Below are 25206 nucleotides of genomic sequence, written 5' to 3' on the forward strand. Positions count from 1 at the left end.
TGGTTTATCTTTTGGCTTAAATCCTACTTTCTATGGTTGCCAAATTTTTGACTTCCGGCCTTTTGATTTTGTTGTTTTCCTGCCAGGGATCACTCACTCCCGAACAAAGTGTTTTTGAGGATTTGTCTTCTCAGGAAGGCTTGGTCGGGAAATCGGAATACTTCTCTTCGCCTTTTGTTTCAGCCGGAGATCGGGTGTACTTGATTGGCCACCAAAATGGAACTTTCCCCGATTTAGGCTGGCATGTGGAGGGAGAAATGGGTGGAATTTGGCTGCATCCGATCAAGCTTATGGATGGATTTACGGCTTCTTTGTCTATGGGAGAAGATACCTATTGCCTGGATCAAGCGGAGACTTTTACCAATTATCCGTTTTCCAATGTTTTGAAATTTAAATTCCCAGAAGCTGGAATAGAGGTTGAGCGCATTCAGTTTGTAGCAGATGGTAAGGAAGGAATAACGGTATTGTTTCGCCTGCAAAATGTGGATAAGTCAGCGAAAAACATTCGATTTCAGTTCAACGCTTTTGTGGATTTGATGCCGGTTTGGTTGGGTGAGCGCACTGGAATGGTCGATCAGCCAGATGTGATTTCATTTGATGAGCTGACCAATACCTTCACTGCGAAAGATGAGGGGAATCCTTGGTTTGCTGTTTGGGGAACCGATGAGAATATTCCACTTTCTTTACAAAAAGACCTGACTTGCTCGTATTCTCCAAAAGGACAGGGTTCGGCCTCCGGTTTTTCTTTGGAGGTAACTGTACCTGCTGAATCCGAACAAATCATTCCAATCTACATCGCAGGTTCGACAGAAAATGAGCTGAAAGCCATGGAGACATTGGTCGATTTGCGGCAAAACCTTTCTGCTGATTGGTTTGCCAAAAAGAAGCGTTATGAATCTCTGGCCCAACAATCGCAGATTCAAGTACCCGATCCCGAACTCCAAAAAGCCTTTGAATGGATTAAGTACAACACCGATTGGCTGGTGCGGGATGTGCCTGGAATCGGTCGCGGATTTGGTGCTGGACTGCAGGATTATCCTTGGTGGTTTGGGGTGGACAGTGAATATACCATCCAAGGTTTGATTGCTACTGGGAGGAAAGACTTGGTTTATTCCACCTTGGAACTTATCCACAGTCTTTCTGAAAAGGAGAACGGAAACGGCCGAATCGTACATGAGGTCAGCACCAATGGAGCAGTCTTCAATCCCGGAAATATCAATGAAACGCCACAATGGGCTTCGACGATTTGGGAAGTGTATCGCTGGACAGGAGACCGTGAATTGCTGGAAAAGTATTTTCCTACCATCGAAAAAGGTCTGAAATGGCTCCTGACTGAAAATGACAAGGACGGAAACCTTCTCCCCGATGGCTATGGAATGATGGAGATTCACGGATTGAAATCCGAGATGATTGATGTGGCAGTTTACAGTCAGAAGGCCTTTGCTGATGCATCAAAAATGGCCGAAATTCTGGGAAAAACAGAGCTTTCCAAAAGTTATCAACAGAAGGCTGATTCACTGGCCTTCAAAATTAACTCGGATTTCTGGGTGGACGAATTCGGAAGCTATGCTGATTTTATCGGTACCGCTCAGGAGGCGATTCACTTGATCGATGGGGCAATAATCCGGGCAGATACGCTGAAAAAACCTTGGGCAGTCGCAGAATTGCAGGCGACAAAAGCAAAGTTATCCACATTGCCAAAAAATCAAAAGCAGGGCTTTGTCCTTTACCATAACTGGGTGGTCAACACCCCAATGGAAACCGGAATAGCAGATTCGGAAAAAGCGAAAATTGCTTTGGCTACCGCAAAAAAGTACACCAATCCATTTGGAACCTTTGTGACCGGTATCGATAGGGATGAAAGTGCAGAGAATGAAGACGGTTCTTTTTCGGGAAGCAAAAGCTTTTCTTATACCGGTGCCGTGATGACTTTGCCCACAGGAGTCTCTGCAATCGGCGAGAACCGATACGGCAATCCTAATGGAGCTTTGGATTACCTCAAGCGAATGACTCGAAGTTTTGGATTTGCTCTTCCCGGTTCAATCTATGAGGTTTCGCCTGATTACGGAATGTTTACTCAGGCTTGGAACATGTATAGTTTTGCCGTTCCGATCGTCATGCAGTTTTTTGGGATTCAGCCCGACGCAGGAAACAAGGTAATCCATATCCGTCCTCAAATGCCAACTTCCTGGGAAGAAGCCTCCATTCAAAAGGTACTAATTGGAGACAATGAAATCCGTGTTACCTATGTGGATAAGTCGGGAGTTCGTGCGATAGAGGTGGAGCAGACCCAGTCCAAATGGGGGATTTCGATTGAGCTCCCAGAGGAATTTTCCAAGGTGAAAGTGTTGGGTAAGGAAGTCAGCTCGGATACACAGGGCGGTTTTCGGAGAATTCTTATGTCAGGTAAAAAAGTACGTGTGGAGGCGAGTAGATGATTTTTGGACCTTGAGGATTTTCGAAAACCTGAAAGGTATTTTATTACAGGTTCAACCAATAATTTAACTTCAGGACCAAAGAGCGCTGCTTAGGCATAAAGTCACCTGGGAAATAATTGTCGGTGTATACCAGAAAGAAATCTGAAACAGGAGCATATCTCCACTGTAGTCGGGTGTTGATATTGAGGTTGTCGATCTGATTGTTGTATTGGATAAAAGTCGTCCAGAACAGATTTTTGGTAAAGGTGAGGTCGATGCGAGGTCCTACCAAAACCAAATTTGCATCGTTTTGGGGCTCTGGAAGGCGGATTCGGGCATAGTTGAAATTCATCGAAATGTTGGCCAAGTAGCCTAATCTCAATCCCATCTGGCTGATTACCCGCTGAAAGTTTCCGGTGAAATACTCTCCGGCTTCTGCTTCCAATTTGATATTGAATACATTTCTTGGGTTGCTTTCGTATTCTATCCGGATGGTTTGATTGGTATAATCCGTGCCTGCTAGAAGTGGCTCTCCCCCAGTTCTGGTCGGATCAAAGTCCTCAAAAAGATAAACATACCGGTTACGCTGAGTCACTGTCAACTCTGAAAGCGAATTGAATCGGATGAGGTAGCTTAAGTTGATATCCCTGTCCGTCTGCCCGAGGGTTTCATTCCAATATCCTTCATATTCCAATTTTGGACCATGACGGTTGATCAATCTCGACTTGGGATAGAACAAATAAGATACATCAGGATTTACCCGTTTGAAATCCACTCGGGGGACAAAACCGACTTCCGGATTAAATGATTTTCCAACGTCTTGAAAGCTAAAGGTCCAGTTCCAATGAATGTCTGTAAAAAGCAGGTAAGTATTAAAGGAATAAGGTTTTTCCAAATCGGTGGATTCAAAGGTTCGATGGTAAAATACCTTTCCAGTCCATTTCCCATTGGATGAATTCAAATTGTAATCTGCACCGATCAGTCGGTTGTAAGCGGTGGGATCAAACAACTGCTGAAACTCATCGAGGGCAAGGGATTCTCGGTCCACATAGATCAGCCCGATGTTGGATCGGGTAAACACTTTCTTCTGAACCGCGAGCACTGTGAAGTTTTTGCCGGCAATACCCGCATTTTCATCCGTTGCGGTTTGCATGTTCATAGCTCCGATTCTCCAATTCTCATTCAGCTTTCCGCTGAGACGGGCCCCATAGATGATTTTACTCTGCACATTTTGTCCGGTGGCAGAATCAATATCAACCCCAATTCTCCTGGAGAAAAAAGGTCTGGAACGAGGCTGTCCAAAGCTGTCAAAGAGGTCGGCGTTTTCCAGGAAAAACTGCCTACGCTCAGGGAAAAAGATCTCAAAGCGATCCAGATTTGTAACCTGTTGATCGACTTCCACTTGGGAAAAATCCGGGTTAAAAGTCAAATCCAAATTTAAAGCAGGCCCAATCCCGATTTTGGCATCTCCACCGAAGGAAGGGGTAAGTTCTTCCTGAGTCCCTTCCAGAAAATTTTTGGAAGCTCTTGCCGCAGTGTAGGGAATCAAAGAAATGTTTGCGGAGCTCTTCTTGAGCGGTTCTTCGAAGATGAGTTTTCTCAAAAAGGCTGTACTGAGGATCGGAATATTTCTTGGAACCGGAGACCAGGTGCTTCGTTCGCCATAATGACTGTCGATTCGATAAAAATTGACATTCCAGTTTTGAGCTCCTTCGTTGAAACGGATGCTGGTCAAAGGAATGACCACCTCCGCCTGCCAGGAATTTTCATTGATTTTTGCAACTGAAAACCACTTATTGTCCCAAGCCAGGCTCAAATCTTCTGATCGTGTACCTCCGTTGGAGACTAAGCCTTCCCGTTGAACGCCATAGGGATTGATCCCAAATTGAAATGCGTTGGTCTTGTCATTGAAAGTGTCAAAAACAAACACAATGGCATCGTTTTGCTCTCCGCGGAAATCCCGTCTTAGCGAAGTGGATACATATTTTCGCGGTCCGTTATTTTCCATCACCGCCGCGATGTAGAGGTTGTTTTCGTCGAAAGCGACTTTTACACGGGTATTTACCTGAGACCTGGACGTATCGGAAGGAAAATATTGTCTGAATTCCCCGTTCCATCCCTCACTGTCAGTCCAGATGGGTTCATCCAGAATTCCATCCAAAACAATAGGTTCCTTCAGCTTGAAAGCAAAGGCATTTGAGTTTCCCTCATCGACTTGTTGGGCGAAAAGGAAAGGGCAGAAAAGGAAGAGAATTGAAATAGTTCCGAAAAGGGACTTCATAGGTTGGAGCAACACTCAAAATTAGCTTTTGGAAATCGCAGGATCCAAAGAATTTTATCAAAGGCAAAAAAGGGTTTTAATTTCGACTTATGGAGCTCCGAAAGCTGTCAGGACCAAATTTCGGGAGCCCCCGTCCCTGCGAAATTCACAGAGGTAAATCCCTTGCCAGATTCCTAAAGCCAGTTTTCCGGAAGAAATGGGGACTTGAACGCTCGTCCCGAAAAATGCGCTTTTGATATGGGCAGGCATATCGTCGGCTCCTTCATAATTATGCACAAACCGAGGATAAGATTCCGGAATCAGTTCATTGACAAAAGTCTGAAAATCTTTCCTCACAGTTGGATCCGCATTCTCGTTGATGCATAGTCCTGCAGAGGTATGCTGAATAAAAACCTGCAAAAATCCAATACGGATCTCCCTGATTTCAGGAATCGTTTTTTCGATCTGGTCTGTAATCAGGTGATAGCCCTGATGGTAGCTTGGCAATCGAAGCTGCTTTTGGAAGTAAAGGGACATGGATTAAATCGATCCCACTTTATTTTCCAAGGTTCCGATTCCTTCAATCCTGATTTTGACAAGGTCCCCGGCCCGAAGGGTAAAATTATCCGGGACGATGCCAGTTCCTGTCATCATCAGGCAACCGATAGGAAACGTATTTGCCCGAAAAAGCCAATCTGCGAGTTCTTGAGGTTTTCGCTTCATCTGGGCCAAAGTCGTATCTCCCGAGGCTTCGATTTTTCCGTTTCTGTGGATTTCAAGATGGATTGTAGTGGTGTCCGGAAGCATTTCTTCCTGAATCAAGAGGCAAGGCCCGACTGCTGCGCAGCCTTGATACACTTTTGACTGTGGCAAATAGAGCGGATTTTCTCCCTCGATGCTTCGGCTACTCATGTCATTGCCCACGGTGAATCCCTGCACTTTTCCCGATGGAGATATCAACAAGGTTAACTCCGGCTCGGGCACATCCCAAGTGGAGTCTTTTCGGATGTTCACGGTTTCTCCCGGATTGGATACCCGGCTTGCGGTGGCTTTGAAAAAAAGTTCTGGTCGGTCAGCTGCATAGACTTTGTCGTAAAAATCCGCCCCACCGGCATCTTTGGACTCCTCCATGCGGGCGGTTCGGCTACGATAATACGTCACTCCTGCTGCCCAGATTTCCTGATTTCCCATGGGGGCCAAAAGCCCTTCCGATTTGAGTTCGGTGGCTTTTTCCGCACTGATTTTTTCCCAATGAGCAGCCTCTGATTTCAACAGTTTTGGCAAATGCTCCCTCCCCAACAATTGATCCCAGTCGAGTTCGGGACCTAACAAAAATTCCTGGTCAGTTTCCAAAAGTGTTCCTGAAATTAGTTTGAATAAGCGCATTGGTTTTTGGGTTTGAGGTTTGGGCTTGAATTTATAAAAATCCAATTGAAGCGGAGTCCTTGCAAAAAAACTTTTCACGCTTACCTTTGCTTCCAGATCATAAGGGGTGCCTTAATACAACGGGCTGAGATCATACCCATACGACCTGATCCGGGTAATGCCGGCGAAGGGAAATGAGAAAGCGTAGCGTACATGTAAATTGATTCTGCCGAAGTGCTAGCCTTCGAAAGGTCTGTTGCGTTTCTGCTTCGCAAAACGGGTAAACAATCACGGAAGACCTCCCCTGGGTTTTCTTATGTTTCACTCAACCACCCGAAAGGGAAGATTAAAAATGAAAAAAACACTAACAGGCTTGGTACTATACCTAGCCGTATTTTCAGCTTGGGCACAACAAAGCCTAAGCGGAAAAGTAACAGATGCCAAAACAGGTGAGGTCTTGGTAGGTGCCTTTGTCTGGACTGAAAACCTGGGTAAAGGAGCTGTCACGGACGAGAAAGGTCTGTTTACCCTGACCAAACTGCCGATGGGTCCGTTGGAATTGAGAATTTCTTACTTGGGTTTTGAGACCTATCGACAGTTGGTTTCGGTTCCCTATTCCGGACAATTGGAAATTTCATTGGTAAGTAAAGAGATCCTCACAGAAGAGTTTATCGTTTCGGCTACCCGTGCCGCAGCGACTACTCCGACCACATTTTCCACTGTGGATAAGTCGGAAATCGCCAAACGAAATTTGGGACAGGATATTCCCATTTTGTTGAATTTCACTCCCTCTGTGGTAAGTTTTTCCGATGCTGGAGCGGGTGTGGGATACACAGGATTGCGAATCCGAGGCTCGGACCAAACGCGAATCAACGCAACTGTGAACGGGATTCCGCTTAATGATGCCGAATCTCACGGGGTTTTCTGGGTCAATATGCCTGACTTCGCTTCCTCGGTGGACAATATCCAAATTCAGCGCGGAGTTGGAACCTCAACCAATGGGGCGGCCACATTTGGCGCCAGCCTCAACTTCCAGACGGATACCCGACAAGATGAGGCTTATGCTGAATTGGATAACGGTTTTGGGTCGTTCAATACCTGGAGACATACGGTCAAGGCTGGGACAGGATTACTCAATAACCGATTTGCAGTAGATGCACGATTGTCCAAAATTACCTCGGATGGCTACGTGGATCGGGCCTTTTCAGATCTAAGTAGTTGGTTTGTTTCAGGCGGATACTATGGAGAAAAGAACGTGATCAAGCTGGTGGCTTTCTCGGGAAAAGAGCAAACCTACCAAAGTTGGTGGGGTCTTCCTGAGGATAAACTGGAGAATGACCGAACTTGGAATTACTACACCTATGACAATGAAACGGATAATTATCAACAGGATCATTATCAGTTGATTTATACCGGAAAAGTAGGGTCCAACTGGAAGACGAATCTTGCCCTGCACTACACTTATGGCCGTGGATATTATGAGCAGTTTCGGGAGGATGATGATTTTGAAAGCTATGGGCTATCGCCTGTGACTATCGGAAATGAAGTAATCGAAAGCACAGACATAATCCGTCGCCGCTGGCTGGACAATGACTTTTATGGATTTGTAGGGTCTGTGAATTATGTCTCAACGGATGGAAAGCTTGATGTAATTCTTGGAGGTGGAGCCAACCGATACGACGGGGGGCACTTTGGAGAGATCATTTGGGCCAGGATTGCCGGAAATACCAACATCCGTGACCGATACTACGACAACAATGCGATCAAAGACGACCGGAATATCTACGCCAAAGCAACCTATGAGGTAAGTCCGGGCTTGAATATTTTTGGCGATCTGCAGCTTCGCGGGATTGATTATTCCTTTGCAGGCGTCAATGACGATCAGCGAATTGTGGATGGCCAGGAGAGCTACACCTTCTTCAATCCGAAGTTTGGATTTTCCTATGAAAAAGGAAGTCAGACGTGGTATGCCAGCTATGCGGTTGCCAATCGTGAACCCACCCGTTCGGACTTCACGGACAATCCAATCACGGAAGTTCCCCGTCCGGAGCGCCTCAACAACATCGAAGCGGGTGTCCGCGCCAAGTCAGGTCGGCTTAGCTACAACGCCAACTTCTACTACATGGATTACAAAGATCAGTTGATCCTGACTGGGCAAATCAATGATGTGGGAGCCTATATCCGGGAAAATGTGGAATCTTCCTATCGTGCCGGAATCGAGTTGGACGGAGCATATCAGCTCTCTTCCTCCTGGACTTTGGGGGGAAATATTGCGGTGAGCCAAAATAAAATCAGGGAATTCACGGAGTACGTGGACGACTACAGTACTGAAGAGTTTCAGCAGGAAAGTTTTACCTATACCGACACTGACATCGCCTTTTCTCCCAATGTGGTGGGCTCGGCGATTATCGAGTTCAAGCCTTTAAAAAATCTTTCCTTGAACTGGCTGAGCAAATATGTGGGAAGGCAGTACCTGGATAACACGAGCAATGAAGCCCGATCCTTGGATGCCTTTTTCACCAATGATTTGCGAATAAGCTACTCGGCCCAGCCTCGGTTTTTCAAAGGTCTGGAGCTCAATTTGCTGATCAACAATATCTTCAATGAGCTCTACGAACCGAATGGCTATACCTTTAGCTATTTCGTGCCTGGAGGAAACGGACGTGAATTGGTTACCGAGAACTTCTATTATCCACAGGCCGGGACGAACTTCCTGTTGGGTTTGAAGATGAAGTTTTAAGGAATTATTTTATCTCTCACAGATGGCACAGATGAACACAGGTAAATAGAGATCTGTGGATATCAGTGAAATCTGTGAGAGTCTTTTTTGAATGATATGTTTATTTGAATACGTAAGGATATGTAAAGATTTTTCGATTTTCTTTACAGAGTAAAAGGCCCATGTAAAGCTGCTATACATTAGCTCAAATCACTTTTTGCTTTCCATCATAAGCTCAACCTGGAATTCAATCTCCCGATCCACCAAAGTCCGGTCCGTCCAATAGCCTTCGTAGGCAATATTCCAGTCAAATCGATCGATTAGAAATCGGGCATTGATTGAATTTCCGTTGTGAATGGCCATAAAAGTGATGTTTTTGCTAATTCCTCGAATGCTTAGATTCCCTGAAATTTCCAGATTTTCAGGGGAATGAGTCTTTATTTTGGTGATTTCAAAGGTTGAGATAGGGAAGTTATCCACATCAAAAAAGTCCGAATCCATCAGATGTTCTGTCAGATTTTTGATCGGAATAGGATCGGATATGGGAATATCTGTAATCGTAATCCGCTTCATGTCAATTTCAAATTTGCCACCGATCAGGTCAGTTTTGTTCCTTAGCAAAAATCCCTGATTTATGCCGACTTCTCCTTCATGACTTCCGGTTCTTCTCATTTTGGTTCCTTTCCAGAAAAGTTTGGATCGCTCTAGGTCAAGATTTATCGTGTCTAGTTCCGACTCTTGCTGGCTACTTTGGCTTTTGGGAGCTTGTATATGAACCTTTTGGACTTCGGAAGTTGACTTATCCACACAGCTGGCAGCCAAGAGAAGTAAGAGGATTATCCCCAACTTATTCATAGTCAGGAATATGAAGGCCAAGAGTGATATCTCTATGGAAAGTAAGGATACCGTTTTCCTGTTTGGGCGATCCTATCCCGGAGCCTCCGCGATTAGGGAGAAGCGCCCTTTTTTGTTGGGTTAGGATCAGGTCATCTTCAAACATGAAATCATCCAGGTAATATTCGTTTTTGTCCGGCTCCTTTACTGTCAAGTGAATGTGCTCCGGCTCGGATCCATCAGGATAGGCTGCCGGACGAAAGGTGAAAAAAGCATACTGCCCACTTTCATCGGTTTTTATCCATCCTCTCAGGTATCCATGACGTCTTCCCCAGCCTGTTTCATTTCCCTTTTTGGGATAAATTCCCGTTCGGTCAGTGTGATAGACATAGAGAATTACGCCGCTTGCAGGGGTTTTTCCATCGCTCTGAAATACCGTACCGGTAAGTTTGAGCTTGGGTGATGAACTATCAAATCCTGGCAGGGTATCAATTGGGATCAAGCTTTTTTCCCCAAATTCAAAGATGGCTTCGCAACCTTCACAGCCTCCGCCAACCATCTTGGGGGTCTGACCGGAGCAATTACAATTCAGAAGGAGAAAAAAGGGAATGAGGGCTTTAATAAGGATTCGGGTCATCACAGGTTCTTTTTCTGACAAAGTGAAAGAAAGAAAAAGAGGTCTACAAAACCGATGCGCTGACCTGTGGAGATTGTACCTCAACCTGAGGGAGCATGTTCAAATTTGCTGCGAAAGTCCTGGACGTAATTTCTGCTCAGTCGCAGCTGCTGCCCAGTTGAAAGCAAAACATCATAATCTCCATTGCCTCGGGAATGGATCGAATCTACTTTCCTGACATTTACCAGGGTGGATTTATGGATTCGTACAAAAATTGATGGGTCCAGTTTTTCAGAATAGGATTTGAGAGATCCTTGTTGCAGGTATTTTTTATCAGCAGTAAAAAACTCCACGTAAGGGGTGGCAGAGTAAATGTACAGAATGGCATCTATTTGAATTTTTTCTGTCTTTTTTCCAATCTGAAAGATTAAAAAATCTACACGGTCTAAAACTGTTGGATTTTGAGAAATTGTAGTGAAGGGATTAGGAATGAGCGAAACACCGGCGTAGATCAGTAGGAATTTGTATAAATCATTGGAAACTGAATAGACTACATTTTCCCAAAACCCGAAAGTGTGATCATAAAACAGACCCGATACTGAGAACACCAAAAAGGCAAAAAAGAAAAGGTGTACAACTGTTGCCATAAGTACAAAAAGAACCCGGGAAGCCCATTTTGATCCGAGACTTGATAAAATTTTTGACCTTCGGAAAGCCATTCTCACCAGTAGAGCAACCGGAAGAATCAAGATCCAATGTAGATTGAACAGTAGCGATTCTGAAAAGAAAAATGAGTAAGACTGGTATCTTGCGTGAAGGTAGTCCTGAAAAATGGTAGCCAACACGATCAGGACCAAGGCCACAGAAAACTTGAAAGCAGGCTTGATTACTGCATTTCTGAACTTGAAAAATGGGGAGGATTTGACCATAAAAGAATAACCGATTTTTCACCAATAATTCAAAATTGGCCAAATCTATTCTACTACAATCTGATAAGACAAACTTTCCTATTGTTCTTTCCCAATACTCTGACCACCAAGCCAGTACCCGGAAACACTGATCCTGCCCCTAAATATATCCGGCCAGTTGAAATGCCATAAAAATGAGGCCCACTGAGACTAGTGCAAAACCAATTCCGATTAAACTATTCCCAATGGGCTTATTTTGATTACTCAGGAAACAAGGTCTTGTCCAATCCCGGTACGATGCGAAGGGCATTTTTGTAATAGACTTTTTTCAGCACCTCATCTGGGAGCCCCAATCCATACATATTCCAGAAGGCATGGTATTTTTTGTAATAAGGAAAATACTCGTCCTCACTCTCCAGCACTCGGAAGTAGGTGTAAAATTCCTCCTTGTTATAAGCGTCTTTTCCGAAAAGAATCCGATCCTGGTACTTTACAAAAAATTCCTTCGCGCGGCGTGGTTGTCGGCCAAGTTCGGCGATGATGGCGCCAATCTCATAGTTGACGTTTGGGTATTTGTCCAGGTGGGCACCCGCAGCATCGAGGTCATTGGCCATCCAACCCATGTGGGCATTGATGAACGTTGTTTTGGGATGCTTTGCAAAAACCCGGTGCTGCTCCGCAATGATCTGTTCAAATGGCGCCGGATCGGTATCGGATCTGCGGCGGTTAGGGTGGAGTTTGAGTTCCAGCCAACGTTCGTTGGTGGAATCCATGGGTTGCCAGAACTGAGCCGGATCCGCGGAGTGGATCAGAACGGGGATGCCGAGTTCACCTGCTTTTGCCCACACGGGATCCAAATCTGGGTGATCCACTGGAATTCGCTTGCCATTGTTGTCTTTGGAATTCAACCCGAGGCTCTTGTAAATCTTCAATCCCACTGCCCCTGCTTTTATATCTTCTTCCAGTTCTTTCACTGCTAAGGCAGTCCATTCCGGAGTTCCAAATCCATTGAAATTCAGGTTGGTGAAAACCATAAATCTGCCCGGAGCGTGAGTTTTAAACTCATTCATCATTCCACGGATGTATTCCTGTTGGGCGTTTGAATTCCCCTGGCCAAATCCACGTCCGCTCAAGTTGATCATGATGCCCATGTTGAGTTCATCCATTTCAGATTGGAGCTGGTCAATTTTTCCCTTGTTGATTCCGCCCTGATGGCTGTGAATATCGATGAAAGGGAATTTGGCCCGTGTCACCGGATTTTCAGGGACCTTAAGTGTGGATGGTGGGTTGTATCCCTCAAAACTCATATCCTGGGCAAAGACAAGCCCGGCAGATAAGAAGAGGGAGGCGAAAATGGGTAGTGCTTTCTTCATGTGCGATTAAACTGAAATCGAATTAAAATGGATTTAAATTTTTTTGAACGGAAAAAAAGAAATCCCGGAGGAAAAGCCGGGATTTCAATGATTTAGCGGGCAGTACCTCCGTCGATTACCTGACCAAAGAAAATAGCATTCATGTAGAGTTTGTTTGTCCCAAACCAAAATGCTCTGAAGTTTGGATTATCTGCAAAACCTACTATTCTACCTCTTCCAACTCCTGAAACACGAACGACTGCACTATTTTGGATTCCCGGCAAATTACTGGGGTGCAAGTATCCTGAGGCCAATGGATTTTCAGTGTATACCAAAGGATTGGCGTAAGGATTTGTGGATGGTTCGAGGAAGAAATTGTCGTTTCGGAAGGTGAAGATTTGTTTTTCTGAATATCCGTATCCAATCGGATGCGTTACGTCCAAATTGGCTTTGAAGATTGCCCCGAAGGTATCTTTTGCCCCGGTTGCATTTTGGAAATCAGCGTAGTTAAGCTGCAGGCCTTTGTCTGCGTTATCCACGGATTTGAAGGTGAAGTTGCCGATTTCATTTTGTGCGAGCCAGCGAAGAGCGCCACCTTTTGCCACGAGCGTTCCTCCTTTTTCAGTCCATTCTTTCAGTTTATCGGCACCCATTTTTCCAAGGGAATTGTAGTTGCCATCAGCCATCAGGATTACGTTGTAGCGATCCAGATTAGCCATGGAAACAGAACTTACCGGAAGCAAAGTCACAGGCATCTGCATCCGCTGATCCAGCAGGTGCCAAATTTCCCCTGCTTCCCCACTGTCCACTCCTCCATCGACTAGTAGGGCGATTTCAGGTTTTTTGATCGGAGAAATAAATGTCGATCCCAAGTTCATCCCACCGGTGTATCCTGTGGTGATGGCGTGGATATCCACATGGGAAGATTGGGCGATTTCCTGAAGTTTTTGGAAAAACGCTTCATTGTCCAGACCGGATTCACCTTTGTCAATAAGAATAGTCCCCCGACCAAAGGTTTTTCCTTCGGGGGTAGTGAATTCAGCATTGGCAACCCGTACCAAAAAACCGGCTTTTAGTAATTGATAGGCTGCTTTTGGGGCATAATAATCAGACCATTCCAAAGCATACTGGTAAGCCCCTGCCGTTCCCACGACCTTGCCCGGGGCAAGAGCAAACCCTGATTTATTGATCAGCTGTACATTGGCGAGGTTCAGGATTTTGCTGTTCAGCGCCATAAAATCCAAATGGAAAGCCATCGGATAAGTCCAGGCAGAAATGTCATAAAACAAGCTGTCCTGAAACGTAGTCCTCGTCTCAAACATGGCTTTGATCAATCGGTACTGAGGTTGGTCCGCTGGGACGATGTAGGAAGTTTCTTTTTTGAATTGCTTACCATTTACCGTGATGTCTTCCTGCAGCTCAAATACCTTGATGTCATGTTGTAAAATCAAATCCGCCAGATGGAAGCTTCGTGCCTCGTCGTCCTTGGCCCCGAAAATGTAAGCTTTGTTGATATCAGCGTCAGTCTCTTTTTTGATGTCGGTGTAGAAATCCTTCATCCACTGGTTGAGCTCAACCCGCATTTCCTTGGCTGCTTGGTAAGAAGAAAGATTGGCGGTAAACTGATTTCTGATCGTGAATGGAAAACTCAGCATGCCATTGGCGCTTTCCTGCAAGTGGCCACGTGAGCTTGCCTGCTCGAAAAGAATCCCGATTGATCCCTGGACATCCGGATAGGTGGAGCCTTTTCCGTAGTAAAAATCATCGTAATTCTCCTGATTGTAATACAGAGAGCCGATCTGATCGAGTGCTTTGGCGTGGTAGGTACCGATCTTTTCGGTCAACTCGAAGTTTTTCTTTGGGGTCAAGGGGTGAACTCTGGCAGGGACTCCCGGCTGGAAAAAGAAGGTGCTGTTTGTTCCCATCTCATGGAAATCCAAATGGATATTTGGCAACCAGCTTTGGAAGACTTTTACCCGGTTTCTGGATTCAGGATGCTGTACCGGTAGCCAGTCCCTGTTGAGATCAAACCAATAGTGGTTGGTTCTGCCACGAGGCCATGCTTCGTTTAATTCTCGCTGAGCAGGGTCTCCATTAAGGATATATGCTTTATGGGAATTGACCCACGAAGCGAACCGATTCAGTCCGTCGGGATTGATAGCCGGATCAAGGAGAAGGACTATGTTTTCGAGATCTGTTGCGATTTCGTTGGCTGCTGCAAAGTGATAAGCCGCAACCAAAGCGGCGTTTGCACCGCTGGGCTCATTACCATGGACTGAATAACCCATAAACATCACCGCCGGCATCGATGCAATGTTTACTGAAGCTCCGGGATCACGAAGTTTTGCCCGATCGGCTTTGATTTGGTCAAGTTTACCCAAGTTGGCCGGGGAAGTGATCGTCAAAAGCGTCTGTGGACGCTTCTCGTAAGATCTTCCTGTCTCTTCGAAAATCACCCGGTCGGAAGCTTCGGCAACGGCCTTCATGTACATGACCAATTGGTCGTGGGTTACGTGCCATTCTCCCACTTCATAGCCTAAAACCTGCTTAGGAGTTGGAATTGCGGGGTTGTATGTATAGCCTTTCGGCAAATAATAACTCAAATCCTGTGCGAAAGTGAGTGATGCCAAAAGTGCCAAAATCACTGTGATCGCGTACTTTTTCATAGGTTGTGGGTTGAATATTCGACTAAATTCTTACTTAGATTTATCAAAAAAAGCTATTTTGGATCGGTGGTAAAAATAATGGAAGAAGCGACATGGATTTAATAACACCTAGTTCGGGATTGATTTTTTGGCAATTATCAGGCCTGGTTTACCTTGGTTTCTGGGCCAATGCGCTTTTTGATTGCCTGAGAAATGAATTTAGAGGAGCCAATCAAAAATTAATCTGGTTGATTCTGATTTGGGTTGGCCCGGTTTTCGGGACGTTTCAATACCTCAGTATGAGTAGAAGCTCAAAAAAGGAAAGGAAATTTCAGCCAAATTTTAATTGAATTAATTCGCATAAAGCATGGTAAACACGACCTTATCTTTTGTACAAAATATGGGAGGAGGATTTATAATCGTCCTACTTCTATTTTCCTTGGCCTACTTTGTTCTTTGGGTATATTGTCTGGTAGATGCTATCCGGTCTAATTTCAAAGACCAAAATATGAAGCTCATCTGGGTGCTTATTTTACTTTTTGCCCATGGACTTGGTCCAATCGCCTATTTGATATTGGGCAAGGGTTCCAAAACGACTTAAATCATGTGGAAATTTCTAGGGATCATCGTCTATTTTTACACGATCTATGAGGTGGTAAGCAGCCGCTTTGCCAATTCGAACGATAAATTGATCTGGGTACTCATTGTCCTTCTGCTTCCGTTGCTGGGTACAATCCTTTGGTTTGCAGTGGGACGAAACAAAAGGCTTTGACTCCTTAGTTTCGAAAAATATCCTTCAAGGCCGCTGTCAAATCATAAAACTCAAATTGAAATCCGGCCTTTTGGATTTTTTGGCAGGAAACGCGGTTACCACCCAAGACCATTGCGGCCATTTCTCCCAATACCAGATTTAACACAAATCCCGGTACTCCAATCCCCAGATAGGCTTTTCCTTTGGCGGATGCCGCTTCTTGCGTGATTTGCTGATTGGTGGCAGGATTAGGGGCAACGGCATTGTAAATACCCTGAAGGGTAGTTTTTTCCAAGGCAAACACAAACATCCTGGCCAAGTCTTCGATGTGAATCCAGCTCATCCATTGATCTCCGGATCCAAGCGGTGCCGCCACTGGCAGCTTTAACATCTCTCTCAACGCTCCTCCATCCGCATCAAGAACAATTCCTATCCGAAGCAGAACTGTGCGAAGTTGAAGGTGTTCCATTTTTTTCACCTCGTTTTCCCAAGCTACGACGACATTAGCCAGAAAGTCGGTTCCCGCCGGGCTAGTTTCATCTACCAAGGCAGTACCGGTATTGAATCCATAGAAGCCTACTGCGGAAGCCGATATAAACGTGTTGGGGCGCTTTGCGGACTTTTCTATAGCTGAATAGAGTAATAGGGTGCTTTGGGTACGGGATTCCAAAATGAGCTTTTTTCGCTCAGGTGTCCAGCGCTTTTCAGCAACTCCTGTCCCGGCCAAATGGATTACCGCGTCGGCCCACTCCATGGCTTCCTGATCTATTTCCTGTTTTTCCACATTCCAGAGAAATGATTTTCGTCCGGATTGGTTGGATCTACTCAGCCAAGCTACTTGATAGCCCTTCTTTTCCAATAAGTCAGTTATTCGTTGACCTACTAGGCCTGATCCTCCTGTAATGAGAATTTTTTGCATGGTGACGATTTCTATGGTAACCTGAAAAACCCGGAATTGGTTGAAATGTACGCTTTCGTGACAACCGACCGAGCAAATTGTTTGGTTTTATTTATTCGTTTGCCGAATCAAATTTCTGTTTTCAACTCTTAATTTGCGCCAAACCCCTGATCGTGAACGGAAGAGTTTTGGCCCGATACTTCGTCCTTTGGCTCGGATTGGCTGCTTTGGTAGGCATTCTTTCCGGTTCGGCGTCGGCGATCTTTTTGGTTTCCCTGGATTGGGCGACCCATTTTCGGGAAACTCACCTTTGGCTGATCTCCCTGTTGCCACTTGCAGGATTCGGGATCGGGTATGTTTATCACCATTATGGGGCCAATTCTTATAAAGGAAATAATCTCCTTTTGGATGAGCTCTATCAGAGTCAAAGTCCCATCCCTCTCCGGATGACTCCTTTGGTTCTTTTTGGGACAATTATTACGCACCTTTTTGGTGGATCTGCCGGACGGGAGGGTACCGCTGTGCAAATGGGTGCTTCACTGGCGGATCAAATGACGAAATGGTTTTCGTTGGACTCGGAAAATCGAAAATTGATTCTTATTTGTGGAGTGGCAGGTGGATTTGCTGCAGTTTTTGCAACCCCTTTGGCCGGAGCGATCTTCTCCCTGGAATGGATGCTGAACCGGAAATTTCAGTGGAAATCAATTTTTCCGGCTTTTTGGACAGCTTTAGTGGCTGACTGGACTTGCGAAGTTGTTTGGGGTGTGGGGCATATGCAGTATGCCATTCCTGAAGTACCCATGTATTCCCTCCAAAATCTGGCTTGGGTAGTTCCGGCAGGAATTGCATTTGGGCTTTCGGCCCGATTGTTTGCCGAGACAGGGCATCGAGTAGCAGACCTTTTCAAACACGTTGGATATCCACCGCTTCGGCCTGTTTTGGGAGGGATTTTGATTGCCGCTTTTGTGTATTTCTCTGGATCAACGACATACATAGGCTTAGGCATCCCGAGAATTGTGGAGGCTTTTGAAACTCCCTTGCCTTGGTACGATTGGTTGGTAAAAACCGGATTGACCGGATTGACAATAGGATCCGGTTTCAAGGGTGGTGAGGTTACTCCGCTTTTTTTCACTGGTGCTACCTTGGGAAATGCGCTTTCAGTTTGGATTCCCTTACCTCTTGCACTTTTGGCAGGGATGGGATTTGTGGGAGTTTTTTCAGGAGCCACCAATACTCCAATTGCCTGTACGGTGATGGGATTGGAGCTATTTGGTTATGAGTCGGGGATTTTTTTAGGCTTGGCTTGTTTTGTTTCCTTTTTATTCAGCGGAAAGGGGAGCATTTATTCCTCCCAAAAAATTGAATTCAAATATCTGCGGCGATTCTGAAAAAGGATTACCTTCGAGTTGTTTTTGGACAGGAAATTTCATTTTAGTCCAATACTTAGGGTAAAAAAATGAAGGCAAATTCCCCGTTTTTCTCAAATCCAGATCAAAACCTGATCTTTATTAAAAACTTGGTTTTGGTATTGGAGCAAGCTATTCGGTACCTAAGTTTTGGGACTTTTGGGCTATTTATCTACCAACTTGGCTACGCATCTGACCCTGACAAAATTCGGATTACCTCTGGAATTTTTGATGTGATTTTGTTTTTGTTGGGCCTGGTTATCATTGGAAGAGACCTCGTTTCTGGGAAATCATTAAAGGATAAAAGAACGATTTTTGAGCTAATCGTAGCTGTTCTGCTGATTTTGTCGGCTTTGATCAGGTGGAGAGCATTTGGAGACCTTTCAGAGGACGCTTTGATAGTCTCCAGGAAGTATCTTTTTGTCAATATTCTTGTCATTCTGATCTTCATCCAGGAGCTCGGAAAATTCAGTCTTTTGGTCAATAAGCTCAAGCTCAGTCCGTCATTGGTCTTTATTCTGAGTTTCATGATCCTGATTTTGATCGGTGCAGCGCTGCTTAGTTTGCCCCGCTCAACGACTGCCGGGATCAGTTTTATTGACGCGCTATTCACTTCCACCTCTGCGGTCTGCGTAACAGGATTGGCGGTTTTGGATACTTCCAAGGCCTTCACCCCGTTTGGTCAGATCATTATCATGACTCTATTCCAGATCGGAGGATTGGGGATGATGACCTTCACGACCTTTTTTGGGTTCTTCTTCAAAGGAAGCCTTTCTATCGAAAACACGCTTTTTTTGCGGGACTACATCAATGAAAACAACGTGGGAGAAATCACTGCAACCTTGATCAAAATCATCGTTTTTACCCTTTTGGTTGAGCTATTTTCAGCGATCTTGATCTACGTTTGGACGGATGATGCTCTTTTTTCATCCTCAGGGCAAAAATGGTTTTTTGCCAGTTTTCATGCGATTTCGGCTTTTTGCAACGCTGGCTTTTCTACACTTAGTTCAGGATTATACGAGCCAGGATTTAGGGAATTGTACAACATGCACCTCGTTGTGGCAATTACAATTATCCTAGGAGGTATTGGTTTTCCAGTATTTATCAACTACTACAATTATTTTTTTCGGGTCATCAAAGGTGCTTTCCGGGCCAAGGTATATGGAGAAGCATACAAGCATACTCCTCGAGTGACCAACATTAATACGCGTCTGGTCATGTATACCACTGGAGCCTTGTTGATTGTTGGATTTGTCGCGTATTGGTATTTTGAGCAAGATTATACCCTGAAAGGTCTCAGTCCCTATGGCAAGTTCGTTACGGCGTTCTTTGGCTCGGTGACTCCAAGGACGGCAGGATTCAATACCGTTGATATGACGGCACTGTCGGTCCCCACGGTTTTGATTTATCTGATTTTAATGTGGATCGGAGCTTCTCCGGGATCCACGGGCGGGGGGCTCAAGACCAGTACATTTGCAGTTGCGGTATTGAATACCTGGAGTATTGCTTCAGGAAGGACGAGAGTTGAAATTTTTGGCAGACAAATCACTGCTGAAACCTTGAGAAAGGCTTTTGCTGTGATCGCCTTGTCCTTTTTAACCATCGGTTTTGGGGTGTTTTTGGTAACAATTTTCAACCCGGAATTGGCATTGATTGATGTTGCGTTTGAGATTTTCTCAGCATTTGGTACAGTGGGGCTTAGCTTGGGAATAACTCCGAAACTGACAACCGCCAGTAAGCTTGTGGTCAGTTTTGTTATGTTTCTTGGTCGGGTTGGAACGCTCACCATTTTAGTCGCCATCACCCGAAAAGTGACCGAACAACGTTATAAATTACCCGAAGAAACTGTCTTTATTACTTAAAGAATATACTAAACCAGCGAGTATGAGAGCTAACATCATCTCGATGGTTGATTATCTGCAATTCGAGATTCTTCCGAATCGTGTTCGGAACAGGCTATATGACCACTTAAATCAATTATAACACATGAAATACATCGTTGTAGGAATGGGTAATTTCGGCTACTACCTCGCCAAAAGATTGACCGATCTTGGTCATGAAGTGGTAGGTGTAGACACCAGCGAAATCAAAATTGAACAGGTCAAAGACCACATTACCCATGCAGTGGCATTGAATGCCACAGATCAGCATGCCGTTAGCAACCTGCCGATGAAAGATTGTGATGTGGTGGTGATAGCAATCGGTGAAGATGTGGGTGCTTCCATTATGACCACAGCCATTTTTAAGCAGATGAAAGCCAAGCGGATTATCGGGCGGGCAATCAATGCGTTACACGAAACAGTTATTCGGGCGATCGGGGTAGATGAAATTATCCATCCAGAGGAAGAGACCGCCGAGCGATTGGCTAAGCGCCTTCAGCTCAAAGGGGTTCTGGATTCCCTGGAGATATCTGAAGACTACAATATCGTGGAGGTAAAAGTCCCATCCCGCTATGTCGGAATGACTGTCAGTGAGGCCAATATCCGAAAGGAATTTTCTCTCAACATCATGACTACCATCAAAATAAAGGAGCAGACAAATATTCTGGGAATCAAGTTGCCAAAACGGGAGGTTGCTGGTGTTATTTCACCGGATTATATTCTGGAAGAGGATGATATTCTGTTGCTCTTTGGGAAAATCAAAAACCTTCAGGAATTCTTAAACTTGGGTAGTTAATTGGACTTTTCTCCGCAATTCCTGCAATAATTATCCGTGGTTTCTAATCCGTCAAACCCACAATGGGTGCAGGATTTAGTCGATTCGTAGTCCTTAGTCCCTTTTCTTTTTGCCATTTCGGAACTCACAATCCCTGTGGGTACTGCTATTACTGCGTAGCCGAGCAACATAATCAATGAAGCTAAGAGTTGGCCCAAGGGAGTCTGTGGAGTGATATCACCAAATCCTACAGTTGTCAGAGTTACAATGGCCCAATACATTCCGACAGGAATGTTGGTAAAACCACTTTCCGGTCCTTCCACCACAAACATCAGCGCCCCCATAATAAGGACGATGGTTAAAATGGAGAAGAGGAAAATCTGAATTTTGGTAGCACTTGCCCGAAGAGATTCCTTGATAAAATCCGCCTCCGCCAAATATCTTCCCAACTTAAGAATCCTGATGACCCGAAGAAGCCGTAGTGCTCTGATAACTGAGAGCATTTGGGTGTTTACCACAAAAAAACTGAGGTAGACAGGTAAAATGGACAGCAAGTCGACGATTCCATAGAAGCTGGTGACATACTTAAACGTTTTGCTGGTCAGCCAAACACGCAAGCCATATTCTATAGTAAAAAGAATGGTAAAGCCAAGTTCGAGAGTGTAAAATACCACTCCATATTTGGAATGCAGCTCTCCAACGGAGTCCAAAACGGCGACAAGTATTGAACCAAAAATCAACCAAAGTAACACCAGATCGAATGTTCTGGAGGCACGGTCGTTGGATTCAAAAACAACATGTGCTAGATATTCTTTACTAAGGTTCATTAAGGAATTTAGCAAAAAATCTGCTAATCGAGATAGTAAACCCGCTTCACCCGGGTACTGATATTGGTCAGTAGTTCATAGGGAATGGTACCGATCCGATCTGCCAGTTCCTTCAGTGAAATTTGCTCGCCATAGATGATCGCTTCATCTCCTGCTTTTGCATCAATCTCACTTACATCCACCATGACCATATCCATGCAGACATTTCCGATGATCGGAGCTTTTTTACTCTGGATCAGTACATAGCCTTTGCCCTGAGAAAATCTACGGTCGTATCCGTCTGCATATCCAATGGCTAGAGTGGCAATTTTGCCTCCATTCGGTAATTTTCCCTTTCTTGAATATCCCACTGTTGCTCCAGGCGGCAAAGTTTTTACCTGTGAAATGGTCGTTTTTAAGGTACTGACCGGTTTGAGTGCAGCATCGTGTTTTCCTGTTACTTCCACTCCATAAAGGCCGATACCCAATCGGACCATGTCCATCTGAAATTCCGGATAGCGGATTATTCCAGCGGAATTGAGCGCATGGATGAGCGGTTTGTAATCTAAAACCGTCTCTACTTCTGCTTTCATTTCCATAAACTGCCGCAATTGGGAAAGCGAAAATTCCTCATGTTCTGCTTCATCCGCCCCTACCAAGTGGGTGTATAAGCTAGCGATTTTCAATTCCGGAAAAGACCGAATGAGATCTTTCAACTCGGGTAGATGGTGCTTTTCAAAACCCAACCGATGCATTCCGGTATCCATATCCAGATGAATAGAGAGTTGAATTTGGTGGTTTTGGACGTATTTGCCCAGTTTTCTGAAAAAATCCGGGCTGAAAACAACCGGCTCTAGGTCATACTCTCGAAGCAAATCAAATGATTCCTCAACTGGGTTGAGCACCATGATGGGGAGCCTGATGCCCTGTTTTCTCAGCGATACCCCTTCGTCAGAAAATGCCACCGCCAAGTAATCCGCTCCCATGGTTTGGAGGTGATTGGCTATTTCTGCCGCACCTCCCCCATATGCAAAAGCCTTGACCATCACCATCATTTTGGTTTCCGGTTTTACCTGCCGCTTGAAAAAATTGAAATTGTGCGTCAGTGCGTTGAGGTTGATTTCAAGCGTAGTGCCATGTATCCGTTGCTGTAGTCGGTTGACCACCCGCTCAAATTCAAAAGGGCGTGCACCGGTGATCAGGATCAGTTCATTTTGAAATTTTTCAGGATCGAGGTGGAGAAGCAAATCCTCGGTGGAGGGATAGTTTTCGAATCGGTCTGGGAAAAAATCCTTCAGGCGAGCCACTTCTTTTCCTACCCCAATGATTCTGTCCAAGCTGTAAGATTGGATCAACTCGGCTACTTCGGAATAGATTTTTTCAGGTATTCCCTGTTGCAGCAAATCGGATAAAATCAGGATTTTGGATCGTTTGGGGCGTTGTTGGCTAAGAAACTCCAGGGCCACTTTCAATCCTGCTAAGTCGTTGTTGTATGTATCATCAATCAGCAGGGAATCATTGACTCCCGGCTTCAGGGTTAGCCTCATGTCCACCGACTTTAAATGATTAAGGCCTTCCTGAATTGCAGGAATGTCCTGCCCGAGCGTTAGCGCTGCGATTATAACATGCGTGATGTTTTCGATAGAGGCAGAATCGGTAAACGGCACCTGGAAAGTCATCGTGCTCAGGTCGAGTTTCATCAGGATGATTTTAGTCTGTCCTTCTTTCTTTTTCACTGAGACAGTGAAGTCCGATCCGGGATTTGCAGACCAGGAGATCAACCGACTGGGATCAAATCGTTCCTCGATTTCACGACTGACTAACGCTTGATCTTTGCAATAGATCAGGAGTTTGCATTCTGAAAACAGCTGTAGTTTTTCCCTGATTTTGGATTCCAGCCCTTCAAATCCTTCTTCATGAGCCGAGCCAATGTTGGTAAAAATGCCTAATTCAGGTTGAATCATCCAGGATAATGGGGCCATTTCTCCACTTCTTGAGACTCCCGCCTCCAATAAGGCTACTTGATGATAGGGTTGAATTCCGAAAATCGAAAGCGGAACTCCTACTTGGGAATTGTAGCTTTTTGGGCTTTTGGCGACCGTGTAGCTTTGACTAAGAACCTGACCCAACCATTCTTTTACAATGGTTTTGCCATTGCTTCCGGTGATCCCGACTACAGGTTTTCCAAATTGTTTTCGCTGAAAGGCTGCAATTGCCTGGAGAGCATCCCGGGTGTTTTTTACTGCGATAAAACTGGCCCTTTCCAAAAGCCCACTTGGGATTTCCCATGTTTCATGGACCAAAAAGAAGCGGATTCCCTCTTGGATCAAAGCCGGAATAAAGTCTGCTCCGTCAGCTTTTGCTCCCCGTAAGGCCACAAAAAGGGTCTGTTCCGGATGGATGATTTGCCTGGAATCGATGCTGATTTGGGCAATCAAAGCAGGATATCCTTTTCCGGTAGCTTTTCCTCCGGTAATCTCTACAAGTTGAGCTACGGAAAGGGGGCTTAGCATCTTAATCCTCTAATTTCTTTTTAAAAAAAACCTGCTTGATCCAGCGGGGAAGGAAGATTGCCCCCAGCAGCAGATAAGGATAATAGGAAAACAGTCTCCAAACGATGCTGGTAACAAAGGTATATTCTCCCAAAAACTGAGCGAAAAACTGACCGTAGAAAAACTCTGCTGTACCACTGCTGCCGGGTGTCGGTGAGATCATCATGACAATCCACATAATCACCTGCCGTGCAAAAACAATGATTTCCTGATTGAATGTGAGGGGTACAAATGCCGAAATTAGTGCATTGAGCATGAGGTAGCGGGATGTCCATACAAAAATGGTGGCCCCGATAATTTTGTACCAATAGCGTTTGTCCTTTCCGACCAGCTGCTTGGAAGCTTCAATAATTTGATCCCCAAATTCCAAGGCATTGTGCCTCCATTTCCGGAGAAACTTAATGGAGCAGATTTTGACGATGATCCATTTGAAAACCCTGGGTTTGTAAAACAAAGCCAAGGCCATGACCAAACTATAGCCAGCGTAAAGACTGTAGCTGATCCAAAATATGGCTTGTAGACTGCTTGCCCACTGGTTTTCAAACAATTTGGTTTCGGGGAAAATGTTGCCCTGAGCGAAATAAAGGATAATCGGTGCACCAATAACAAAAAACAGGTTATCCAGGATTGCAGTGACCATCACAAATGCAATGGCTTTTCCCATGTTAATTCCCTCTTTGTTAAGAATAAACATGGCGACGGCTGTACCTCCAACTACCGAAGGCGTGACCGCTGATGCAAATTCCCAGAGAATAATCACATAGATGGATCTGGTCCAAGTAAGATGGCGATCTGTAAGCTCCCTAATCCGATAGACATAGCCGAAGTCTCTGAAAAACAGGACTATAACAGCAAAAAATAACCAAGGCAGAGAAGCGTCAAATACTACCTTGAGCGAATCAACGGTGATCGAAGGATCAAAGTAAAACATAGCAAACACGATCCCTATTCCGATAAGGATAGGTACCCAAACCCGGTTGGGGTTAAGTGTTTGGAAAATCTTTTTATTATCCAGCTTCATA

Annotated in this window: 20 protein-coding genes and 1 riboswitch; of the genes, 8 read left to right on the top strand and 12 right to left on the bottom strand. The window is 44.9% G+C overall.

Annotated features, from left to right (window positions below; all coding sequences use genetic code 11):
• Nucleotides 1–32: 32 nt before the first annotated feature.
• Nucleotides 33–2438 carry an alpha-L-rhamnosidase-related protein gene (locus D0X99_RS01475; protein ID WP_119475865.1) on the top strand — a complete coding sequence of 802 codons (2406 nt, stop codon included), beginning with the start codon at nt 33–35 and terminating at the stop codon, nt 2436–2438.
• Between the two features lie 43 nt (nt 2439–2481).
• Here the strand turns inward: D0X99_RS01475 and D0X99_RS01480 are convergent, their stop codons facing one another.
• From D0X99_RS01480 to D0X99_RS01490, 3 genes are all read right to left on the bottom strand, one after another.
• Nucleotides 2482–4698, bottom strand: a complete 2217-nt coding sequence (locus tag D0X99_RS01480; protein ID WP_119475866.1) for a carbohydrate binding family 9 domain-containing protein — start codon at nt 4696–4698, stop codon at nt 2482–2484.
• A gap of 87 nt (nt 4699–4785) precedes the next feature.
• Nucleotides 4786–5214 carry a secondary thiamine-phosphate synthase enzyme YjbQ gene (locus D0X99_RS01485; protein ID WP_119475867.1) on the bottom strand — a complete coding sequence of 143 codons (429 nt, stop codon included), beginning with the start codon at nt 5212–5214 and terminating at the stop codon, nt 4786–4788.
• 3 nt (nt 5215–5217) lie between these two features.
• The gene (locus D0X99_RS01490; RefSeq protein WP_119476376.1) at nt 5218–6063 is read right to left on the bottom strand and encodes a fumarylacetoacetate hydrolase family protein; all 846 of its coding nucleotides are present in this window, start codon (nt 6061–6063) and stop codon (nt 5218–5220) included.
• Nucleotides 6064–6155: 92 nt separating this feature from the next.
• Nucleotides 6156–6252: riboswitch (TPP riboswitch) on the top strand.
• Nucleotides 6253–6394: 142 nt separating this feature from the next.
• Here D0X99_RS01490 and D0X99_RS01495 point away from each other — a divergent pair.
• Complete coding sequence (locus D0X99_RS01495; RefSeq protein WP_119476377.1) at nt 6395–8782, top strand: TonB-dependent receptor; 2388 nt, start codon at nt 6395–6397, stop codon at nt 8780–8782.
• Between the two features lie 189 nt (nt 8783–8971).
• Here the strand turns inward: D0X99_RS01495 and D0X99_RS01500 are convergent, their stop codons facing one another.
• The 5 genes from D0X99_RS01500 to D0X99_RS01520 form a co-directional block, all read right to left on the bottom strand.
• Complete coding sequence (locus D0X99_RS01500) at nt 8972–9616, bottom strand: YceI family protein (protein ID WP_119475868.1); 645 nt, start codon at nt 9614–9616, stop codon at nt 8972–8974.
• Entirely contained in the window at nt 9609–10232 is a 624-nt protein-coding gene (locus D0X99_RS01505) for a dioxygenase family protein (protein ID WP_119476378.1), read from the bottom strand. Before D0X99_RS01505 ends, D0X99_RS01500 begins: the two co-directional genes overlap by 8 nt.
• A gap of 80 nt (nt 10233–10312) precedes the next feature.
• Nucleotides 10313–11140 carry a LytR/AlgR family response regulator transcription factor gene (locus D0X99_RS01510; protein ID WP_119475869.1) on the bottom strand — a complete coding sequence of 276 codons (828 nt, stop codon included), beginning with the start codon at nt 11138–11140 and terminating at the stop codon, nt 10313–10315.
• Nucleotides 11141–11379: 239 nt separating this feature from the next.
• Complete coding sequence (locus D0X99_RS01515; RefSeq protein ID WP_119475870.1) at nt 11380–12492, bottom strand: amidohydrolase family protein; 1113 nt, start codon at nt 12490–12492, stop codon at nt 11380–11382.
• A gap of 92 nt (nt 12493–12584) precedes the next feature.
• Nucleotides 12585–15137, bottom strand: coding sequence for a M14 metallopeptidase family protein (locus D0X99_RS01520; RefSeq protein WP_119475871.1), 2553 nt, complete (start codon nt 15135–15137; stop codon nt 12585–12587).
• A gap of 92 nt (nt 15138–15229) precedes the next feature.
• Between D0X99_RS01520 and D0X99_RS20740 the strand changes: the two genes are divergently transcribed.
• The 3 genes from D0X99_RS20740 to D0X99_RS01535 are packed head-to-tail and all read left to right on the top strand — an operon-like array spanning nt 15230 to nt 15888.
• On the top strand, nt 15230–15466 hold the full coding sequence (locus D0X99_RS20740; protein WP_119475872.1) for a PLDc N-terminal domain-containing protein: 237 nt from the start codon (nt 15230–15232) through the stop codon (nt 15464–15466).
• A gap of 17 nt (nt 15467–15483) precedes the next feature.
• Nucleotides 15484–15717, top strand: coding sequence for a PLDc N-terminal domain-containing protein (locus tag D0X99_RS01530; protein ID WP_119475873.1), 234 nt, complete (start codon nt 15484–15486; stop codon nt 15715–15717).
• A 3-nt stretch (nt 15718–15720) separates the two neighbouring features.
• Complete coding sequence (locus D0X99_RS01535; protein WP_119475874.1) at nt 15721–15888, top strand: PLDc N-terminal domain-containing protein; 168 nt, start codon at nt 15721–15723, stop codon at nt 15886–15888.
• A gap of 4 nt (nt 15889–15892) precedes the next feature.
• On the opposite strand, the gene D0X99_RS01540 is transcribed toward D0X99_RS01535, so the two are convergent.
• Nucleotides 15893–16786 (bottom strand): TIGR01777 family oxidoreductase, encoded by an 894-nt coding sequence (locus D0X99_RS01540; RefSeq protein ID WP_119475875.1) that lies wholly within the window; start codon nt 16784–16786, stop codon nt 15893–15895.
• 152 nt (nt 16787–16938) lie between these two features.
• Here D0X99_RS01540 and D0X99_RS01545 point away from each other — a divergent pair, with 152 nt between their 5' ends.
• The 3 genes from D0X99_RS01545 (at nt 16939) to D0X99_RS01555 (ending at nt 20847) form a co-directional block, all read left to right on the top strand.
• Nucleotides 16939–18153, top strand: a complete 1215-nt coding sequence (locus D0X99_RS01545) for a voltage-gated chloride channel family protein (RefSeq protein WP_233553621.1) — start codon at nt 16939–16941, stop codon at nt 18151–18153.
• Between the two features lie 68 nt (nt 18154–18221).
• Nucleotides 18222–20033 (top strand): TrkH family potassium uptake protein, encoded by a 1812-nt coding sequence (locus tag D0X99_RS01550; RefSeq protein ID WP_119475876.1) that lies wholly within the window; start codon nt 18222–18224, stop codon nt 20031–20033.
• Between the two features lie 124 nt (nt 20034–20157).
• Nucleotides 20158–20847, top strand: a complete 690-nt coding sequence (locus tag D0X99_RS01555) for a potassium channel family protein (protein WP_119475877.1) — start codon at nt 20158–20160, stop codon at nt 20845–20847.
• On the opposite strand, the gene D0X99_RS01560 is transcribed toward D0X99_RS01555, so the two are convergent.
• The 3 genes from D0X99_RS01560 to D0X99_RS01570 are packed head-to-tail and all read right to left on the bottom strand — an operon-like array spanning nt 20844 to nt 25205.
• Nucleotides 20844–21653 (bottom strand): ion transporter, encoded by an 810-nt coding sequence (locus tag D0X99_RS01560; protein ID WP_119475878.1) that lies wholly within the window; start codon nt 21651–21653, stop codon nt 20844–20846. The genes D0X99_RS01555 and D0X99_RS01560 overlap by 4 nt on opposite strands.
• Nucleotides 21654–21676: 23 nt before the next feature.
• On the bottom strand, nt 21677–24145 hold the full coding sequence (locus tag D0X99_RS01565) for a bifunctional UDP-N-acetylmuramoyl-tripeptide:D-alanyl-D-alanine ligase/alanine racemase (protein WP_119475879.1): 2469 nt from the start codon (nt 24143–24145) through the stop codon (nt 21677–21679).
• 1 nt (nt 24146) lies between these two features.
• Nucleotides 24147–25205, bottom strand: a complete 1059-nt coding sequence (locus tag D0X99_RS01570) for a lysylphosphatidylglycerol synthase transmembrane domain-containing protein (protein ID WP_119475880.1) — start codon at nt 25203–25205, stop codon at nt 24147–24149.
• Nucleotide 25206 lies beyond the last annotated feature (1 nt).

This window comes from Algoriphagus lacus (assembly GCF_003583985.1).
In the GTDB taxonomy this organism is placed as follows: Bacteria; Bacteroidota; Bacteroidia; order Cytophagales; family Cyclobacteriaceae; genus Algoriphagus; species Algoriphagus lacus.

Excerpts from the sequence above, each read along its gene's own strand:
- D0X99_RS01475 (WP_119475865.1), top strand. The coding sequence starts at position 33 with ATGGTTGCCAAATTTTTGACTTCCGGCCTTTTGATTTTGTTGTTTTCC.
- D0X99_RS01480 (WP_119475866.1), bottom strand. The coding sequence starts at position 4,698 with ATGAAGTCCCTTTTCGGAACTATTTCAATTCTCTTCCTTTTCTGCCCT.
- D0X99_RS01485 (WP_119475867.1), bottom strand. The coding sequence starts at position 5,214 with ATGTCCCTTTACTTCCAAAAGCAGCTTCGATTGCCAAGCTACCATCAG.
- D0X99_RS01490 (WP_119476376.1), bottom strand. The coding sequence starts at position 6,063 with ATGCGCTTATTCAAACTAATTTCAGGAACACTTTTGGAAACTGACCAG.
- D0X99_RS01495 (WP_119476377.1), top strand. The coding sequence starts at position 6,395 with ATGAAAAAAACACTAACAGGCTTGGTACTATACCTAGCCGTATTTTCA.
- D0X99_RS01500 (WP_119475868.1), bottom strand. The coding sequence starts at position 9,616 with ATGAATAAGTTGGGGATAATCCTCTTACTTCTCTTGGCTGCCAGCTGT.
- D0X99_RS01505 (WP_119476378.1), bottom strand. The coding sequence starts at position 10,232 with ATGACCCGAATCCTTATTAAAGCCCTCATTCCCTTTTTTCTCCTTCTG.
- D0X99_RS01510 (WP_119475869.1), bottom strand. The coding sequence starts at position 11,140 with ATGGTCAAATCCTCCCCATTTTTCAAGTTCAGAAATGCAGTAATCAAG.
- D0X99_RS01515 (WP_119475870.1), bottom strand. The coding sequence starts at position 12,492 with ATGAAGAAAGCACTACCCATTTTCGCCTCCCTCTTCTTATCTGCCGGG.
- D0X99_RS01520 (WP_119475871.1), bottom strand. The coding sequence starts at position 15,137 with ATGAAAAAGTACGCGATCACAGTGATTTTGGCACTTTTGGCATCACTC.
- D0X99_RS20740 (WP_119475872.1), top strand. The coding sequence starts at position 15,230 with ATGGATTTAATAACACCTAGTTCGGGATTGATTTTTTGGCAATTATCA.
- D0X99_RS01530 (WP_119475873.1), top strand. The coding sequence starts at position 15,484 with ATGGTAAACACGACCTTATCTTTTGTACAAAATATGGGAGGAGGATTT.
- D0X99_RS01535 (WP_119475874.1), top strand. The coding sequence starts at position 15,721 with ATGTGGAAATTTCTAGGGATCATCGTCTATTTTTACACGATCTATGAG.
- D0X99_RS01540 (WP_119475875.1), bottom strand. The coding sequence starts at position 16,786 with ATGCAAAAAATTCTCATTACAGGAGGATCAGGCCTAGTAGGTCAACGA.
- D0X99_RS01550 (WP_119475876.1), top strand. The coding sequence starts at position 18,222 with ATGAAGGCAAATTCCCCGTTTTTCTCAAATCCAGATCAAAACCTGATC.
- D0X99_RS01555 (WP_119475877.1), top strand. The coding sequence starts at position 20,158 with ATGAAATACATCGTTGTAGGAATGGGTAATTTCGGCTACTACCTCGCC.
- D0X99_RS01560 (WP_119475878.1), bottom strand. The coding sequence starts at position 21,653 with ATGAACCTTAGTAAAGAATATCTAGCACATGTTGTTTTTGAATCCAAC.
- D0X99_RS01565 (WP_119475879.1), bottom strand. The coding sequence starts at position 24,145 with ATGCTAAGCCCCCTTTCCGTAGCTCAACTTGTAGAGATTACCGGAGGA.
- D0X99_RS01570 (WP_119475880.1), bottom strand. The coding sequence starts at position 25,205 with ATGAAGCTGGATAATAAAAAGATTTTCCAAACACTTAACCCCAACCGG.